Origin of the sequence: Beggiatoa alba B18LD, from assembly GCF_000245015.1 — a bacterium.
Taxonomy (GTDB): Bacteria; Pseudomonadota; Gammaproteobacteria; order Beggiatoales; family Beggiatoaceae; genus Beggiatoa; species Beggiatoa alba.
Window position 1 is genome coordinate 1,715,237 of sequence record NZ_JH600070.1, and the last position, 18,664, is coordinate 1,733,900.

At 39.5% G+C, this 18,664-nt stretch carries 15 protein-coding genes; 10 read left to right on the forward strand and 5 right to left on the reverse strand.

The genetic code is table 11. The features are described from left to right. Genes BEGALDRAFT_RS06900 through BEGALDRAFT_RS06910 form a run of 3 tightly spaced genes read right to left on the reverse strand, consistent with a single transcriptional unit; the run spans nucleotide 1 to nucleotide 2,971 of the window. Nucleotides 1–1,320 (reverse strand): ATP-binding protein, encoded by a 1,320-nt coding sequence (locus tag BEGALDRAFT_RS06900; RefSeq protein WP_002685099.1) that lies wholly within the window; start codon nucleotides 1,318–1,320, stop codon nucleotides 1–3. Next, nucleotides 1,317–1,964, reverse strand: a complete 648-nt coding sequence (locus BEGALDRAFT_RS06905; RefSeq protein WP_002685106.1) for a DUF3226 domain-containing protein — start codon at nucleotides 1,962–1,964, stop codon at nucleotides 1,317–1,319. Before BEGALDRAFT_RS06905 ends, BEGALDRAFT_RS06900 begins: the two co-directional genes overlap by 4 nt. Continuing rightward, nucleotides 1,961–2,971 carry an AAA family ATPase gene (locus BEGALDRAFT_RS06910; protein ID WP_002685112.1) on the reverse strand — a complete coding sequence of 337 codons (1,011 nt, stop codon included), beginning with the start codon at nucleotides 2,969–2,971 and terminating at the stop codon, nucleotides 1,961–1,963. Before BEGALDRAFT_RS06910 ends, BEGALDRAFT_RS06905 begins: the two co-directional genes overlap by 4 nt. Before the next feature lie 273 nt (nucleotides 2,972–3,244). Between BEGALDRAFT_RS06910 and murD the strand changes: the two genes are divergently transcribed. Both murD and BEGALDRAFT_RS06920 read left to right on the forward strand, forming a co-directional pair. Then, a complete protein-coding gene (gene murD / locus BEGALDRAFT_RS06915) occupies nucleotides 3,245–4,627 on the forward strand; it encodes a UDP-N-acetylmuramoyl-L-alanine--D-glutamate ligase (RefSeq protein ID WP_002685113.1) in 1,383 nt (460 codons plus the stop codon). A gap of 94 nt (nucleotides 4,628–4,721) precedes the next feature. Further along, on the forward strand, nucleotides 4,722–5,855 hold the full coding sequence (locus tag BEGALDRAFT_RS06920) for an NAD(P)/FAD-dependent oxidoreductase (RefSeq protein ID WP_002685114.1): 1,134 nt from the start codon (nucleotides 4,722–4,724) through the stop codon (nucleotides 5,853–5,855). A gap of 144 nt (nucleotides 5,856–5,999) precedes the next feature. Here the strand turns inward: BEGALDRAFT_RS06920 and BEGALDRAFT_RS06925 are convergent, their stop codons facing one another. Next, nucleotides 6,000–6,314 carry a hypothetical protein gene (locus BEGALDRAFT_RS06925; protein WP_002685115.1) on the reverse strand — a complete coding sequence of 105 codons (315 nt, stop codon included), beginning with the start codon at nucleotides 6,312–6,314 and terminating at the stop codon, nucleotides 6,000–6,002. Between the two features lie 181 nt (nucleotides 6,315–6,495). Continuing rightward, on the reverse strand, nucleotides 6,496–8,499 hold the full coding sequence (locus BEGALDRAFT_RS06930) for a transglycosylase SLT domain-containing protein (RefSeq protein ID WP_002685117.1): 2,004 nt from the start codon (nucleotides 8,497–8,499) through the stop codon (nucleotides 6,496–6,498). 364 nt (nucleotides 8,500–8,863) lie between these two features. Between BEGALDRAFT_RS06930 and BEGALDRAFT_RS06935 the strand changes: the two genes are divergently transcribed. The 8 genes from BEGALDRAFT_RS06935 to BEGALDRAFT_RS06970 all read left to right on the forward strand — a co-directional run bounded on the left by BEGALDRAFT_RS06935 (nucleotide 8,864) and on the right by BEGALDRAFT_RS06970 (nucleotide 18,637). Then, complete coding sequence (locus BEGALDRAFT_RS06935; protein WP_081484147.1) at nucleotides 8,864–9,256, forward strand: MORN repeat-containing protein; 393 nt, start codon at nucleotides 8,864–8,866, stop codon at nucleotides 9,254–9,256. Nucleotides 9,257–9,313: 57 nt separating this feature from the next. Continuing rightward, nucleotides 9,314–9,991 carry a lysozyme family protein gene (locus tag BEGALDRAFT_RS06940; protein WP_002685121.1) on the forward strand — a complete coding sequence of 226 codons (678 nt, stop codon included), beginning with the start codon at nucleotides 9,314–9,316 and terminating at the stop codon, nucleotides 9,989–9,991. 393 nt (nucleotides 9,992–10,384) lie between these two features. Continuing rightward, nucleotides 10,385–13,825, forward strand: a complete 3,441-nt coding sequence (locus BEGALDRAFT_RS18060) for a PAS domain S-box protein (protein ID WP_081484148.1) — start codon at nucleotides 10,385–10,387, stop codon at nucleotides 13,823–13,825. 214 nt (nucleotides 13,826–14,039) lie between these two features. After that, on the forward strand, nucleotides 14,040–15,893 hold the full coding sequence (locus BEGALDRAFT_RS06950) for an adenylate/guanylate cyclase domain-containing protein (RefSeq protein WP_002685124.1): 1,854 nt from the start codon (nucleotides 14,040–14,042) through the stop codon (nucleotides 15,891–15,893). Nucleotides 15,894–15,966: 73 nt separating this feature from the next. Then, nucleotides 15,967–16,383, forward strand: coding sequence for a group II truncated hemoglobin (locus tag BEGALDRAFT_RS06955; RefSeq protein ID WP_002685126.1), 417 nt, complete (start codon nucleotides 15,967–15,969; stop codon nucleotides 16,381–16,383). Between the two features lie 206 nt (nucleotides 16,384–16,589). Next, nucleotides 16,590–17,201 (forward strand): ABC transporter ATP-binding protein, encoded by a 612-nt coding sequence (locus BEGALDRAFT_RS06960; RefSeq protein WP_081484149.1) that lies wholly within the window; start codon nucleotides 16,590–16,592, stop codon nucleotides 17,199–17,201. Nucleotides 17,202–17,537: 336 nt separating this feature from the next. Beyond that, entirely contained in the window at nucleotides 17,538–18,023 is a 486-nt protein-coding gene (locus tag BEGALDRAFT_RS19375; protein WP_050978420.1) for an ABC transporter permease, read from the forward strand. Further along, entirely contained in the window at nucleotides 18,023–18,637 is a 615-nt protein-coding gene (locus tag BEGALDRAFT_RS06970) for a thioredoxin family protein (protein WP_040294894.1), read from the forward strand. The genes BEGALDRAFT_RS19375 and BEGALDRAFT_RS06970 overlap by 1 nt, the downstream gene beginning before the upstream one ends. The last annotated feature ends 27 nt before the right edge of the window (nucleotides 18,638–18,664 follow it).

An 18,664-nucleotide genomic window follows, 5' to 3' on the forward strand; every position in this document is an offset into this window, starting at 1 on the left:
TTACGTTGATGGTGTCACGCTTAAAAGGGCTTTAATCGAGTCTAACTCTAAAACGGCAGGATGTAGTGCTTGCCACAATTCGCCATTTTCATATTCTAAGATAACGCGGTTGTTGGTTAAACGGGCATAACTTTCCATGCTTTTATTCGGTTTTTTATAATAAACCGCTTGTAAAACTAATTTATCATCATCGGTTAAGGTAATTAATTGGCGACTGTAAAACTTAATCAACGCACTTTTGGCATATTCGATATCTTCGTGCGTTACTTTTTCCGCATCCGTTTCTGTCACACTACGCAATAAAATCATTAAATCACGAATTGCACCACCGCTTAACTTAATCAGTTCATCAACATATTTTGTATCTTCAAAAAGGGTCTCAATATTCACCCGTTTTTTAATTAAATCGCGTAGAGTTTCCTTACCGTCTGAATTTTCCACTTTTACCATCGGCATCACCAACATGTCAGAAAATTCATTTTTTAAGTTAGTTTGTGAGGCAAGTGTAATGGGTACAGTGTAGATAATATGGCTATTAACCCATTTTAACTGTTCTGCATGTAACATAAACAATTCATAATGATTAGAATATTCTTGTTTTTGTGCAAACAACATTTTTTCCAAACCATCAACGATAATAACCAGACTTTTATAGCCTTGTTTTTGAATGCGTTGACGTGTTGCCGTAATTAAATTATTTAGATGAGCTTTGAAAACCGTTAAATCGTTTCCAATTTCTTTTCGAATAAATTCACGTCGAGTACTACTATTTTTCAAATCATTTTTAAGTTTAGCCATCAACCCTCCAAAAAGGGATTTAATGCCTGCACTGGCTTCTGTTGTTAATTCTGCGCTTAACTCTATTTTTCTATCGGTTTCAATAATTTTTTTAGCAAACCAAGTATGTAAATTTTCTAATAATGCTTTATCTAATTCCCAACCTTTTTCTTCTAACTTCGTGTACAAGCTTTCTGCAATTGCTAATAGAACATCTTGATATTCAATATCATTCATTTCTAAAATGTCTTCAATATCAATGTACACAACAAAAAACTTTTGCGCTTCTAGCTCTGCCTTTAGCTGATGTAACTCTGTTGTTTTGCCACTCCCGCGATGTCCAGAAAATAACATGCTGAAATATTTATCTACATTCTGATTACGCTCGATATTCTTTGCAATATTACTAATCCAACTTTTACGTTGTCCCCGAACCCGCGATAAATCTTGATACCGTGAATCTTTTGCAGATGCTAAAGGGGTATCAGGGTCACACGCATGATACATATCATCAATAGTAGAAACGGGGTAAGTTAATTTCATAAATAATCCTTAAAAAATAATCTGTTGAACCAATTCACAAATGTTAAAGCTTCTGGTGTGTCATGGGAAAAATAGCGAGCTTTAATTGCCGTGCCAAAAGGTAAACCTGATTCTTTTTGCCATGCTAACCATGTATGTACGCAGGCTTTTATCTTATCTAGTTCAGAAAACATTGCGCCTTTTTTGCGTGCTTCTGCTGTTGCTTGTTGTGCATATTCCCAACAATAATCTTGTTCAGGTATCAAATAAGATAGAAAATCTTCTAATTTACCAATTGTCTGATTATTCGGCATTAACCAAATACCTACACATTTGTTATTTAATGGGATAATTGTTCCTGCCTTGTCTGGTTCAGTTGGTAAAGAGACTGATAGCCCTAAATCGTTCATCACGGCGTTGATACGGTCGCAAACACTTTGCCAGCGATTTTCTACACTTAAATCTGCATCTAAAATAATGCCTATGCGTTCATATGATTTAATCGTAGTGGGTAAAGCAGTTAATGCTTCTGTCCAGCCTTTTGCATTGTCGATTTCTACCCGTGTTTTTTTGTTATTCCAATCAACCCCATGACGAGCCAGTAAATTGATAACGGTATATTGGTCATCAATCCCTTCAACAATTAGGCGTTTACCTGTGCTCATCCGCGCACCTCAATATGATGACGTGCTGCAATTTCTAATTCTTCACTGGAGTAGCGAATGGCTTGCGTTGCATTTGGTTCTACACGGTATAAAACAACTTCTTTTGCTAATTCTGGTTGGTCAGCTTGTAACCATGCTAAGGCACGTACACAATCGCTACTGTGTGTTGTTGCAAAGACTTGTACATTAAATTGTTTTGCTGTTTGTACGATAAAACGCCATAAGTCTTCTATCACGCTGTAATGTAAACCCGTATCAATTTCATCAATTAATAAATATTTTCCTTCTGATTTAACTATATAGATGGCTAATCCTAATAATCGGCGAACGCCTTCCCCCATACTGCCTAGCGGTAATCTTTCTGTATTTTTTAGTTTAATAAAGACATTACCGCGATTTGAACTTGTAAATACAATCCGTTCAAGTGTTGGTAAAACACTTAGTAAGGCTTCATAGACTTTTTCTTCAGCAGGGGTTGCAACAATGGAATCCCATAAACGTTGTAGTTGTTCATCATTTGCGCCTGAAGTGCTTAAAAAAAGTGGCGATTTACTAAAATTTTTAATATCAATATGTCTATCATCATACATAAACTTTTCTAACGACATCGATAAGCTTTTTTCTAAATACGAGCTTTCTATTTGAACGGTTAATCGTTTTTCAAGCTCATCAGAGTTATCAATGAGGTTGAGTTTTATAAATTGTTTTTGTTGTTCGTTTCTCGCTATACCTGAGATTTGAAACCATGAGTTTACATCAAGATAATGTCCTGTAAATAAATGACTAATATCAATATAAGGAATGCCTAATGTTTCAATATATTCATTGCGTCTGTCCGAAGATTTTAATAAAACGCGCCAATGATTAGACATTAATATTTCTAACGCTTCTAAAATAGCGGTTTTGCCTGCATTATTCCGCCCAACAAATAAATTAACTTGTCCCAATTCTTTAATATCAAAACAAGAAAAAGTACGGAAGTTTTCAATTTTTACATTGTGATACATGGTAAGTCATCGATAATTTATTAAAAGAGAAAAAGCTATTTTTAATAAACTGAATTTAATCTTTTTAATAAGTATTTTCTAGCAATAAAAAAATACTGTTCCTCTGTCATAAGTTAGCACGGCGAGGGGTTATCATTTTGATAGAATAAGCGCATGTTGTCCATGAACGTGAACGACAGTTTATAATCTTAAAAGGCTTTTACCATAATAAAAACAATTACAACCATTTTTTTCAGAATATCATTCTACTTGCTAGTTTTATTTAAAAAACTCATGTCAACGTCAATTCAAACTATTGCTGAACACGCGGGATATACGGTCATTATGGGCATGGGCAAAACGGGTGCGTCTTGTGTCCAGTTTTTGGCTAAACAGGGCGTTTCATCGTTGTATGTTATGGATAATCGTCCAAATCCGCCTTATTTAGCAAATTTACAGCAGAATTATCCGCAATTTACTTATTTAACAGGGGTTTTTGATGCGGAAATTTTAGCCCGTGCGCAAGAAATTGTGATTAGCCCTGGTTTGTCGTTGCGGGATGAGGCGTTGCAATTGGCGCATCAGGCTAAAGTGCCTGTCATTGGGGATGTTGAGCTGTTTGCTCGCTATGCTCAGGCAACGATTGTGGCTATTACGGGGTCTAATGGTAAAAGTACCGTCACAACAATGTTGGGCGATATGGCAAAACAGGCGGGCTTAGTCACGCAGGTTGGGGGAAATTTGGGACAACCTGCTTTAGATTTGTTAAGCCAGAATACGCAGTTGTATGTGTTGGAGTTGTCTAGTTTTCAGTTGGAAACAACCTATTCCTTGCAGGCAAAAGCGTCCGTTGTGTTAAATATCAGTGCTGACCATTTAGACCGTTATGCAGATATGCAAGCGTATGCGTCGGCGAAACAGCGAATTTATCAGCAATCTGCGGTGTGTGTGTGTAATGCAGATGACCCGATGGTTATGGCGATGTCACCGATAGATAAGCCCGTTATTTCTTTTAGTTTGCAGGCAGATAAGGGTGATTTTCGGGTAATGACGTATGAGGGTGAACCGTATTTAGTGCGTGTGCGAGCAGATGAGGTAATGCCGTTGATGCCTGTGGCGGATTTGGCGTTAAAAAGTGCGATTATGCGGGCAAATGCATTGGCGGCGTTGGCATTGGGTGAGGTGATTGGTTTGCCACTGGAGGCGATGATTTTGACCTTAAAAACGTTTAAGGGTTTGCATCATCGTTGTGAGTTGGTGGCAACAGTGAATCAGGTGGATTGGTTTAACGATTCTAAAGGGACGAATATCGGCGCGTCTATCGCGGCAATTCAGGGTTTAGAGAGACCGAAGAAAATTATTTTAATCGCGGGTGGTGATGGGAAAGGCGCGGATTTTAGTCCGTTGGCAGAGGTTGCCGAGGCGCATTTAAAGACGTGTGTATTGATTGGGCGGGACGCGCCGTTAATTGAAACGGCATTGCGGGGGGTTGTGCCTGTGTCTCATGCGCATTCGTTGGAGGCTGCGGTGAAGTTGTGTGCTGATTTGGCAGAGGCGGGGGATGCGGTGTTATTGTCGCCTGCGTGTGCGAGTTTGGATATGTTTAGAAATTATGAGCATCGCGGGCAGGTCTTTATCGAAGCGGTGCAAGCGTTGAATGTGTCACCAATTGTATAAATGAGGCATTAGGGCAAGTTTTTTCGCCCTTTAGGTTTTTGTCTCGTTATAATATTAGCATTGGCTAATATAGTCGTCAGCAGAGAGCAATGTTATGTCTTCTATCGTGATTTTGGGTGCTAGTTTTGGGGCGTTACGGGCAGTTAAAGCGTTGCGTCAACAGGGTTATAAGGATGCAATTACGTTGATTGCACCGAAACCGACGTTCTTTTTTTATCCCAGCTTGATTTGGGTACCGTCGGGCTTGCGTCAAGAGGCGGATTTAACGTTTCCGTTGGAGTCGTTTTTTAAGCGTTATGCGGTGACTTATCAGGCGGGTACGGTGACAGGGTTAGACCCCGTCGCGCATATTGTGCAAACAGATAAGGGCACAGTGGCATTTGATTATTTAATCATTGCTTCAGGTGGGCGATTTATTAAGAAGTTAGCAGGGATTGAGCATGTTTATTTGCCTTGCAGTCAGTATGCTGAAATTAAAGCCTATAGTGATAAGTTGAACAGTTTGACGCAAGGCACGCTTGCCTTTGGATTTTCTGCTAATCCGAAAGAGCCTTCAGCGGTGCGGGGGGGGCCTGTATTTGAGTTTTTATTTGGGGTGGATACGTTGTTACGTCGGCAAGGACGGCGCGATAAGTTTAAATTGGTGTTTTTTAATCCATCGACAACACCTGGGCAGCGTTTAGGCGGTAAAGCGGTTGGTTATTTGTTAGCAGAAATGCAAAAGCGTGGAATTGAAACACAGTTAGGGCATAAAATACAGGGATTTACAGCGGACAAGGTATTGACAGAAGGTGGAGAAATTGCCAGCGATTTAACGATGTTTTTATCTGGTTTAACAGGACCTGCATGGGCTGAGGCAAGCGGTTTGCCTTTGTCTGAAGGGGGATTTATTAAAGCAGATGCAAATTGTCAAGTACCTGAGTTTGAAAATATTTTTGTCGTTGGTGATAGTGGTAGTTATTTAAACTCGCCTGATTGGTTGCCAAAACAGGCGCATATGGCGGAATTGCAGGCAGTTACGGCAGTTAAAAACATTTTATCTTTGATAACAGGTGGAATACCCAGTAAGACATTTAAAACGGAATTAGTGTGTATTGTGGATAGTTTAGAAAAAGGTGCATTAGTGTATCGGAATGAAAAAGATGTGTATTTATTGCCAAATACACGTTTATTTCATTGGGCTAAACGCGCATTTGAATATTGGTACTTACGACAATATCGGGCTTGATTAAGACCTTTGTCTGAATCGGAATTGACAGGATTTAAAAGCGTTATTTTTTGGTTTGAGGGTTTTAAATCCTGTGAATCCTGATTCAGACAACTTGTTGTCTTTTTAAAAGAAACTCGCCGAACTCAGGTTAACCTATGCTTGCTATTCACCAAAACCATACATATTTTCTCCTTGAAATATACCAAGAAGACAAATATTTTTTATTAATCCCAATAAAATACTTAATTTCTCATCCGAGCTACAGAGAATAAGTTCATCAAGTTCTATAACAAGTGCTTCTAACTCACTATACAAAATAACAGCATCCCCATAGAAATCAGACATACGATACAGAAGTGAATCTTTTTTTATTAAAGATTCATGACGCACAAAAATATAGTCATACATTGTTTCTTCTAATTCAAGAAGGTCATCAAAGTCCTTTTCAGAAACTCCTAAACAAATAGAATATCCCATGCGTTATCCTTACATAAGTTAAAAATAAACATATAGTAAACGCACTATAAAGCGATGCGGAGGACTGCCAGTCCTAAATTTAAATCACTTTATGGTACGATTACTATATAACCCTGTGAATCCTGATTCAGACAAAAAAAGACCTGCTAGGTTTTGAAAACCTAGCAGGTCTCTGTTTTATTTAAGAACCAGAAGCCTTTGTATTTTTTTCCAACTCGGCTGAGTTGACAAGGCAGTGTTCAGGGTTTAATGCGATGCGTAATGGGCGCACTTGTTGATTAAGGCGTGCATCAAAAACGCTGGTATAGAATAGGACACGGCGGACATAGGTACGAGTTTCATCAATAGGGATTAGCTCAACCCATAAATCTGCGGGTAAACATCCATTATTTTGCGCCCACCGTTTAGCACGTCCAGGCCCTGCGTTATAGGCAGCGGTTGCAAGCATGTAGTTACCGTTGAAATAGTCCAACATTTCTTTTAAATAAGCCGTGCCTAAGGCGATATTGTTATCTATATAGAGAATATCGGCGTTGCTTTTCACGGGGATACCAATTTGACGGGCAACATGGCGACCTGTTGCAGGCATGAGTTGCATGAGTCCTAACGCGCCTGCTCCAGAACGGGCTTCGTGTAAAAAGGCACTTTCTTGACGGGTAATGCCATATACCCATGAGAGGTCAACCTCTTGATTTCTTGCCCCTGTGACTAATTCTTGATAGTAGGCTAAGGGGAAACGTACTTCTAAGTCGTCGTAGGAGTTGGCTTTTGCAGCGGTGAAGATTGCGCGGTCGTACCATTTCCAGCGACTGGCTAAGGCGGCGGCAATGGCTTGGTCTCGTGCTTCCATATTATCGGTGATGTATTGCCATTCGCGCCGTGCTTCGAGAATCATTCCTAGTTGGTAAAATTCGTAAGCGGCTTGAAAACCAACTCGTTTCATTAAACGGCGTTCATCATTGGCGTTAAATTGTGTTGGGTGATGGGTGACATCATAGGCTACGCCTAAACGGTCAGCGGCTAAAAAGCCGTAATAATCGCGTTCTTTTGCCAGTTTTTGATAAATGCTTGTGGCGGTTTGTCCTTCATTGGTTTTGCCATGTGTTTGTTCTAAGGCACGGGCTAGCCAGTATTGCCATTGCAGGCTGTCGCGTTCATCGCTGGGTAATTCTGTAATAAAATCAGCAATAGCAATCCATTCTTGTCGTTGTAAGGCGATTTTGAGACGGGTTTCAGTAATTTCTTTTGTTAAATAGTTTTTATTAACCGCTGTTAGCCATTGCAAGGCATCTGCACGGTCTTGTTTTGCGCTGGCTAGTGCAATATTGCGTTGCATTTCGCCTAATTGTTCAACGGAGAATGCATAGCGTTGTTGGAAATCTTCCCAATATTGTAAGGCTTGGTTAAATGTTTCGGCTTTATCAGCAAGGCGGGAGATGCCATGCATGATAATATCGCGGGCGAGGTTGACATCGGGTTGGTTAAAGCTGGATAGCATTGCACTGGGGTTGCTGTGCATGGCTTGCCATAGGCGTAACCATTGTTTATCCGCGTCGTTTAAGCGATTTGCCAGTTGATTAGCAACAGTGACTTTGCCCGCTTGCATCACAAGGCGAATACGTTGCCATAACAACGCATTGTTTTGCATGTCACGGCTGTTATATAGCACAGCAGCAAATAGGGGTTCGCAAGCACTGGGCTGTTCTTTTTTGACTAAATAAAGGGATTTTGTTTCTTCGAAGAGTTGACTGGCGGGTGTGCCTGTCATTAAACGTGCGTATAAGTAATAGCATTGAAGGGCAACGTCTTTTTGTGGCTGGTAGGCATATAAATAGCCTGCCCAATTGTTTTGCGTGATGGCGCGTTGTAACCATTCTTGTCGAACTTTATTACCATTGAAACTGTCACCATAACTATCAACAAATTCGAGGACTTCTTCTGAACTCGCGCTTTTTAAACGGTTACTGATTAAATAGTAACGTAAATAGTAGTTTAAAGGATAGCCTTCTAACTGGGCTGAGTATTCTTCAATACTCGCCATATTGCGTGCTTTAACTGCTTGTAAAGCATTTAAAAAGAGTTGTCTTTGTTGGGTGAGGTCGGCTGCAACTAAGCTGTTTGCAGTGAGTAGGAATAGAGAAAGAAGGCTGTAAAAAAATAGCGAAATAAAATAGGAACGTTTCATGGGGTAAACATCCAAAAGCAAAAAGTTTCAATAAAATGTACGTCATGGCAGACTCAGCAAGTAATATGCCTTTTTATAATCAATGTATTGAATTGAAGTGACATAGGTCTTATAGACGGCTCAACACGCATTGATTAATCACGCCTAGCAATCATGTCATAAAAATTGAAATTTAATTCAATGACATAATAGCTGTTTAATGCAGTACATCCTTATACGCAACTGCTTATTCTACACAGCCCTTGTGCAGATAGTAATTGTGTAGAAATTCACACACCTGTGGTTTTATAACAACTTTTCGCTTTAAGCATTTGTGTTACCTTATTGAGACAGAATAATATCGTTAAACACAATCAGGAGTTTTATGATGAAATTAACCGTAAAAATTTGTCTATTTGGCGGGCTATTATGGTTAGCTGCTTGCACGCAAACAATATCCCACTCAGGATGCTGGGTTGCTGACCCTTATTTAAATGGACGTTATACAGGGGAATGTAAGGACGGCAAGGCGCATGGGGTTGGTACGGCGATTGGTAAAGATACGTATAAAGGGCAATTTGTTGCGGGGCAGTTGCAAGGTTCTGGGCTTTACACGTGGTCAGATGGTGACCGATATTGTGGTAGCTTCCAAAACGGCAAAATTAATGGGGTTGGCGTGATGTTATACATCAATGGTTCACGCAAAGAAGGGATGTGGAAGGACGGTAGTTTGGCACAGAGCTATGCAGAAAATACGGTGACTTGTAATATTCGCTAACATTATTCCCTAAAAGCTGTTTTTCAGCGTTATGACTCTTATGAGGACATTTGCATTATGGATAAACCAAGTTCCCCATTTTTTAATTTTTTCCGTAAATTATTTGATTCACGTGCGGCGGCTGAACCGACTGCAATCCCAACAACGACAACAACAACGGGTAAATATCCCACCACCTACGCCGCGAATAATGCCACATTAATGCGCCAGCTAACGGAAGTAAAAAAATATAATACATATATTAATGAAGCTGTTCGCCTTTACCCTTATTTAACGCCTGCAATTATTGCGGGAATCGGTTCGCGCGAATCGCAATGGGGACTAGCATTAACACCGCCAACCCCCGCAGGGCGTGGCGATTTTGCCCGTCGTGCGCCACGGGGCGAGAGAACCACACCAGAACCGCCTGATGGTGGTGGTTATGGGCGCGGATTAATGCAGATTGATTATGATTGGCATGAATTTGCCCGTACAGGTAACTGGCAATCACCGCGTGAAAATATCCTCTATGCTTGCAAAGTATTAGACGATGCAAGACGCTTTTTTCAACAAAGACTTAATTTACGCGAAGCTGATTTATTACGTGCAACGATTGCTGCTTACAATGCTGGTGCAACAGCAACATTAAATGCTATCACCGCAGGTTTAGATATGGATGCAAACACAACAGGGAAAGACTATTCCCGTGATGTGTTAAGCCGTGCGGGTTGGTTTCAGTTGCAAGGCTGGAAGTAAATAAGCGTTATACACTGATTCAGTCAGTAATTTTAAAATATAAAGGCGCAGTTTACTGCGTCTTTATGTTTTCTATGGTTTTTTAAAGGTAAAAGTATTGTGTATTAACTTTGCATAAAACAACATTACTTTAGGATAAGCTAACAATGTGAATTCTTAAAGTAATGAGTCATTATCAACCTTCTAATTTTTTAAACGATGTTTTGAGTGTTTTTCGTGAAATCATTACTTTCCTCACCATTCAATAAACTTTTATTTCTTTGGCTACTACCAACACTATCATTAGTGTTTACCCTGATTATTTGGCAGATAGCGACTTATAACGTTCAAAAAAACTTAGATGCACAATTTTATTTTCAAATAGAAAGGGTTGAACACTCAATTTTTGAGAGGATGATGCGTTACAAAACTGTACTGTCTGGTGTGGCAGGCTTATTTGCCTCTTCTGATAATGTCTCCTTTCGTGAATGGCACAATTACTTAAACTATTTAACCCTTAAAACGAATCACGGTGGCTTAGAAGCATTAGGCTATGCCGATTATGTATTTGGCTTACAAAAAGAAAACCATATTAAACAAATACGTGCTTCACTATACGATGAATATACAATCCATCCTGATGTCATACGTAACGAATATTTACCCATTATTTATATAAAACCAGCGTCCACTTTTGCTAACAGTTTAGGTTATGACCTTTTCGATATTGCAGAACAGGATGAGGCAATTATTAAGGCGCGTGATTCTGGTGAAGTGATAATAGGAAAATATAAAGCTGATACCAAGGTATTAGGTAGCCCTGATTTCCTCATCTATTTTCCCATTTATCATCATGGTTTCCCTATTAGAACCGTGAATGAAAGACATTCCGCTTTAGTCGGTATGTTATTTGGGGCGTTTCAACTGAATGATTTAATGTCGGACATTTTGGACGAGCATAGCAACCAAATCACTTTTAAAATGTATCAAGTGGATGCAAATCAAGCTACTACGTTCATATATCAAGCAACGGCAGAGATTGATAATAATGCAAGTCACACAGCGCAACGCCAACTGTCATTATATGGACAAACGTGGCTGTTCGAATATTCAAGCCGTCCCTCCTTTAATGAACTCTTTGGCAGTGATATGCCCATCATTTTATTGATGGGTGGAATTATCGTCAGTTGCCTTTTATTTTTATTAGCATGGTCATTGGTTAACGCCCAACATTTATTTATTTCTTTACGGCAAAGTAAAGCACATGCTGATAAAGCCAATACAACACTAAAACAGTTTAAAACTATTTTAGATTTAACCATTGATAGCATGTTCATTTTTGACCCTAACACGCTAACACTTTTATATTTCAATCAAAGTGTTATCAATGAATTTGGTTTTTCTGAAACAGAACTCACACAAAAATTTCCTCGATGTTTAGCCACCGATCAACAAATTGACACCCTGCGCCAAACTATCGCGCCCTTATTAACAGGTGAGTTACGGGTATTTTCTCAGCAAGGGCAAATTCAGCATAAAACAGGGGCATTCATCCCTGTAGAAATCATTCTGCAATATATTCATGAACCTAATCAGACAGGGCATTTAGTCGCTATTGTTCGCAATATTAGCCAACAATTACAAAATGAAGCTTCTTTACGCAAGCAGGAAGAAATTTTGCGTTGTGTCATTAATAGCATTCCGCAAATGGTTTTCTGGAAAGACCGAGATTTACGCTTTTTAGGCTGTAATCAAGTCGTTTCACAACTCGCAAATTGTCAACCCAGTGATTTAGTTGGTAAAACAGATTATGAAATGCCATGGGCAGCAGATGCCGCCTATTATCGACGACTTGACCAAGAAGTCATGGAAAGCAATCAAGCTAAATTGCGCTTTATCGAAACAGTGATGGTTGAAGATGGCTCTATACGCTGGATAGAAACCAATAAAATCCCTTTACATGATATTGATAATAAAGTAATTGGGGTTTTAGGAACAGCAGAAGATATTACGGAACGGTTACGCGCTGAACAATGTTTACATAAAGCAAATGAAGCATTGTTAGGTCGTGAACAACAGTTACGGGCGATTTTTGAAAGTGCTGGCGAAGCAATTATTGTCATTAATAATCAAGGAATTATTGAATCCTGTAACCCCGCTGCTGAAAAAATGTTTGGTTATTCGATGGATGAGCTAATAAACCATAACATTAAGATGATTATGTTGGCTGAATATGCAGAAAAACATGATGGTTATCTCCAACGTTATTGTGAAACGCGCGAGCGTCATATTATTGGAACACGACGGGAAGTAGTTGGTAAGCGGAAAGATGGCGTACCTGTTCCACTTATTATCAGTGTTGGCGAGTTTGAAATTGGCAATCAGCAAAAATTTGCAGGCATTTTGCACGATATTAGTCATTTAAAACAGCAACAAGAGGAATTACAACAGGCAAAAAATGCGGCTGAATTTGCAAATTACGCGAAAAGCACCTTTTTAGCCAATATGAGCCATGAATTGCGTACCCCTTTAAATGGCATTTTGGGATATGCACAGATTTTATTGCGTGATGATACGCTAACCTTAGAACAACACGGTGGATTAACGACGATTTTACGCAGTGGTGATTATTTACTGACTCTAATCAATGATGTTTTAGACCTTGCCAAGGTAGAAGCGAATAAAGTTGAAGTATTAACTGTTGAGTTTGATTTTAGAGAATTTATTTCCAGTATTGTTGGTTTATTCACCGTGCGGGCACGACAAAAAAATGTCATGTTTGAATATCAAGCACTCACTGATTTACCCAAAGGGGTGAAAGCAGATGAAAAACATTTGCGTCAGATATTACTAAATTTACTCAGTAATGCCGTGAAGTTTACAGAGCAAGGCAAAGTCGTTTTAAAAATCGGCTATGATGAACAGCAACATTTGCGCTTTAGTATAGAAGATACAGGCATTGGCATTGCACAAGAGGAAATCGAACATATTTTCAAACCTTTCCATCAAAGTGGCGAACAACGATTTAAAGCGCAAGGAACAGGTTTAGGCTTAACCATTACTAAACGCTTAATAGAAATGCTAGGCAGTCAACTACATGTCAGCAGTTGTTTAGGAAAAGGCAGTGTTTTCTGGTTTAGCCTTGATTTACCTTGTATTAGCACTGTCACAGTTAAAAAAACACCCGCAAAAATTCTTGGTTATGAGGGGCAAAGACAACGCTTATTAATCATTGATACACAGCCATTAAATCGAGAAATATTATACAAGCTATTAACCCCTTTAGGCTTTGAAGTGTTTGAAGCGACGCATGATGCAGAGGCAATACAACAGAGTTTAGCGATTAAACCCGATTTAATTTTTACCAGTTTAGGTAAAACTGAAGCAGAAGGGCTAGAAATAGTACAACAATTACGGAAATTACCTGATTTTGTGACAATGCCAATTGTTGCTGTATCTGCACATGTTTTTGAATATCATCAACAAATGATGAAACAAGCAGGCTGTAATGCATTCTTAGCACAACCAATTAAAGAACAAGAGTTGTTTGCCGTATTACAAACGCAATTAAACCTGACGTGGCAATATGCCATCAGTGCACAAGTTGCGGAAAAACAGGATATTGCGACAATATTTGATATTAATGCGCCGATTCCTATCTCCGCCGAACTAGCAGACAGTTTATACAATTTGGCAATGATGGGAGACCTAAACGCCTTGTTTGAAAAATTAAACGAGATGGAGCAAGACGAGGTATTACATCCCTTTGTACAATATGTACGCGAGATGGTTAAAGAGTTTCAATTAGATGAATTAGCCAGTTTAGTTTTGCCTTATGTAAAACCAAAAAACTAAACGTTACATAAAATTGATGGTAATGCTAAACAAGTCGGGTTTTAGTTGTTCATCTTAACCCTTTGTCTAAATCAGGATTAGCAGGATTTAAAAGATTCACAAGTTAAATTATTTTGTCCATGATTAGCAGATTATCACCGTATGTCCTCTTGACTGCTTAGGCATAATATCTGCTTTGCTTAAACTCTCTAGTTTTCTAACCGACTCAATTATTATGCATGTTGTCACGCTCGATGAAGTAAAACGTCTCCGTCAAAAAACCCGCTATGCGGAAATACAAATTCATTTACAGCATGACGCAGAATATTTATGGCGTTATGTGATTAATACCGACATCATCGATAAAAAAGTTGGACTATCCCCGCTCAAATATACCTTTGTTCCTAAAGCACAAGGGGGCACTTTAATTTATGCACAATCAGATGATGGATGGTTAAAAGAAGCTTATCAAGAAATCCCCTACCAATGGCTACCCCCCAATTGGTTTTCTGTAGAGCGTGTTTACTCACAAGGCATCCTCCGCTATTTTCGTGGCGAATGGCAATTAACAAATCAAACGACAGGGGGATGTATCCTCACCTGTCGCTATTATTATCTGGGTAGATACCCGTTTCCTTTAAAAAAAGCAGTACAGCAAGAACTGGATAAGGTTGCTATTGTTTATAAAGAAATAGACCAGCATTCCTCCCACTATCCGACTTTAGATGTCGATGTCTTTTTCCAAGATACCAACAATAAAACAGAGAAAATTCAGCAATTACAGCAAGCGTGGAAAAAACTCTTGCCAAACAGTCAAGTACCAACCAAATTAGCCGAATATATTTACACCGCACCAGATAAAAAAGTCTTTCTGCTTCGCCCTTTTGAAGTTGCTGATTACTACCAATTACCGCGTATTGAAGTTCTACGTTTCTGTTTACTGGCGACAAAACAAGGTTTTTTAGAAATGAGCTGGGATATTCTTTGCCCCAGTTGTCGCGGAACAGGAACACATACATCACGCCTGATCGAGTTTTCACCATCCGCCCATTGCACGGCTTGCAATATTCAATACGATGCTGAATTTGAAAATAATGTTGAAGTGACTTTTAGACCTAATCCACAATGGCGAACATTAGACACAGCCAGTTATTGCGCAGGTAGCCCCGCCTCAACGCCTCACATTTGGGCGCAACTGACTTTAGACCCACAAGAACAACGTCAAGTTACCCTCCATTTAGACGAAGGCACTTATCGCTTTACCAGCCCAACCACACAAGGGGAAATTCGTGGCTATGTCAGTGATGAACAAGATGGCATCATGCCAATAGACACACTGACATTAACATTAGGCGATACAATCCCATTGCAACATACACAACGTTTTGCGCCCATCTTGCAACTACAACTATCTAATACACAAGCAGATTGGCAAGTATTAAAAATAGAAAAACTAGACTATCAAGGGCGTATCGTTACAGCCGCATTTGTAACAACCTTACAAGACTTTCGTGATTTATTCAGCTCAGAAGTATTACGCCCTGGTGTGCAACTGGGTATTTCTAATATCAGCTTATTATTTACAGACTTAAAAAGCTCAACAGAATTGTATGAAAAGCGTGGAGATGCCAGTGCTTTCGCATTAGTACAAGCGCATTTTGACATCATGACGACGATTATCGCGCGTTATCAAGGCGGTGTGGTTAAAACCATTGGCGATGCAGTGATGGCGGTCTTTACAGACCCATTAGCCGCTGTACAAGCCAGTGTCGACATCCTGCGTGGATTCAATAGTTACAATCAAAATCATCCCACAGAAGAACAATTAATTATCAAATTGGGATTACACAAGGGAGCTTGTATTGCACTGAATTTGAATGAAAAACTGGATTATTTTGGCTCGACTGTTAATATTGCCGCACGGGTGCAAGGGGTGAGTGAAGGCAATGATTTAATTCTATCATCGACGATGTATGACACTGTTGAACACTGGTTGACGCAATGCTCAGATTTACAAATCACATCATTAACGGCTAAACTCAAAGGGATACAAGACACCCATGTTTTATACCGTATCCAATTAAAATAAAAACAGCTCTGACAATACACATTTTTTTAAAAGTTATTAAGTAATTAACCTACTAAGTTAATGCTGGAAATTTATGATGCAACTCAATATATTGACCCCATATCAACGCTTGGGCGGTGAAGCCAAATTGCAAGAATTGGTCAATCGCTTTTATGAATTGATGGATACGCTTCCCGAGGCAAAAACCATTCGCGCCATGCATGGGCAAGATTTAACCGCGATTAAACAAATTTTAATCGAGTTTCTCAGCGGTTGGTTGGGAGGTCCTCGTTTATATGAAGAAAAATATGGACATCCCCGTTTAAGAGCCCGTCACTTACCTTTCCCTATTGGAGAACGTGAACGTGATGAATGGCTATTATGTATGTATCAAGCCATGAAAGATGTCGGAGTTTCTGAAGAATTACAGGCAGAATTGCAACTGTCTTTCTTCCGCACAGCCGACTTTTTACGGAATAAGATTGAAATTACTGATGAATCTAATGCCTAATCTTTTGTATTTTTTAACCTGAGTTTGGCGAGATTTTTTAAAAAGACAAGCATTTGTCTGAATCAGAATTTTCAGGATTAAAAAGACAAGAAAATTAAAAGAATAAAAAATTATGTTTTTAATTCTGCTAATTCTGAAAATTCTGTGAATTCTGATTCAGACAAAAAAAGACCTGCTAGGTTTTGAAAACCTAGCAGGTCTCTGTTTTGTTTTATAAAAATCGCCGAACTCAAGTTAGCTTAGATAGAGGGATTGTTTTTCAAGATTATTCTCTCTTTCCGTGGATGAGTATGGTCGACAATATTGCCTTAGCCATCGGCAAAGCCCAACCACAAATTCGCAAAGCAGAACAGCGCGAACAAGCCCAAGTTTTTTTAAAACAAGTCGGATTACAAGACGCAATTGGCAAGTATCCTTTTGAATTATCGGGTGGGATGCGCCAACGGGGAGCAATTGCACGCGCGTTAGCCTTAGGCTCACCCATTTTATTAATGGATGAACCGTTTGGCGCGTTAGACCCCATTAACCGCGCCCGTTTACAGGATTTACTCCTAGATGTTTGGCAAAGCACAACCCCTCGTAAAACCATTGTTTTCGTCACACATGATGTTGATGAAGCCATTTATCTGGCTGACCGAGTTGCAATTCTTGGGTCTTCACCAGGTCATTTGATAGCACAAAAAAATATTTCATTCGCTCGCCCCCGTGTGCGCAATCAACTCTTTACAACGGATGAATTTCATTTACTCCGCGAAGAAATTTCAGAAATTCTGAGCGCGGATACAATAGCTCGTTTAAATCTGACACCGTCAACATAAAGGCATTGTCATCATGCAACACGATACCGAACTTGTATTACCCATCACTCCAAATACAAACAGCATGAATCCGTTACAACTTTTTTGGCAATGGCGTGGGAAAGAAGCCTTTATTTTATTTGCTAATCTTTTATTGGCATGGCAATTAATCACGAGTTTTGTCGAACTGCCTGCAAATTCGCTTTACCCAAGCCCTTGGCAAACAGCCGTTGCTTTGTGGGATTCATTGCCTGAATTATTAAAAGGGACTTACTACTCTTTCTTAATTCTCGGTCCTGGTTATATTTTAGCCACGGTTATCGGGATAGTGGGTGGCTTGCTAGTTGGAACAACACCATGGATGCAAAGGGCTTTTTTCCACTCACTCGTGTTATCGCCCCGATTCCGCCTACTGTTTATATTCCTTATGCCATTGCGATTTTGCCTACTTTTCACCTATCTGCTGTTTTTGTGGTCTTTATTGGCGCGTTTTGGTCGATTTTTGCTAATACCGCAGCGGGAGCGATTGAAGGACGCTATCGAGATAATGCACTGATTTTAGAATTAAACTGCTGGGAATATTTAAGTAAAGTCGTGTTTCCTGCGAGTTTACCGCATATTTTTTCGGGCATGACTGTCGGACTCGCCTTTGCGTTTATTTTACTGACTGTTGCCGAATTATTTGGAGCGAATGCAGGGCTTGGGCGATTTGTCCAATATTACGCTGATTTTGCAGATTATCCGCGCATGGTTGCAGGAATTTTATACACAGGATTAATTACTTATCTATCAATGACAGGCTTAGAGTATTTAAAGAAACATGCCTTATTTTGGATGAAATAATGATGAAATTTCTTAATCTTGGCTTATATATCGCTGTATTATTTTGCTTCGCACTGATGAGTGGTGCCGCTATCAGTCAAGCAACCTACACATTTATGAACACGCCTGTAGAAACCACTGCAAACCACGCGACGCATCAATATTGCAGTCAAATCTTGCGCAGTACAGAAACAGGATTTTTACAACAAACTAATAATTTACAAATCCTTGCAAAACAGGCACGAGGACAACAGCAATTTGTGCTGATTCTGTATGAAATGAATGATTGTGCATATTGCGAACAGCTTAAAAAGACAGTGTTAAATCAAACACAAGTGATTCAATATTTTAAACAAAAATTTCAAATTGCGACTTTAAATATTGAAAGTGAACAACGTTTAATAGATTTTGCAGGACAGACAACCAGCGCGAGGGCATTTGCAACCCAACAACGGATTTTTGCCTCTCCCACCTTTGGCTTTTATCGTCCAACAGGAGAGGTGCTAACTTTGCATCAAGGAACTTTTGATAAAGCAGAAGATTTCTTAATGTTGGGTCGCTATGTTGTTGAGGCGATTTATGAACAATTGCCTTTTAGTGCTTATCGTCGCCAAGCGGCTACAGATGCAATTTAACTTGAGTTTGGCGAGATTTATAAAATA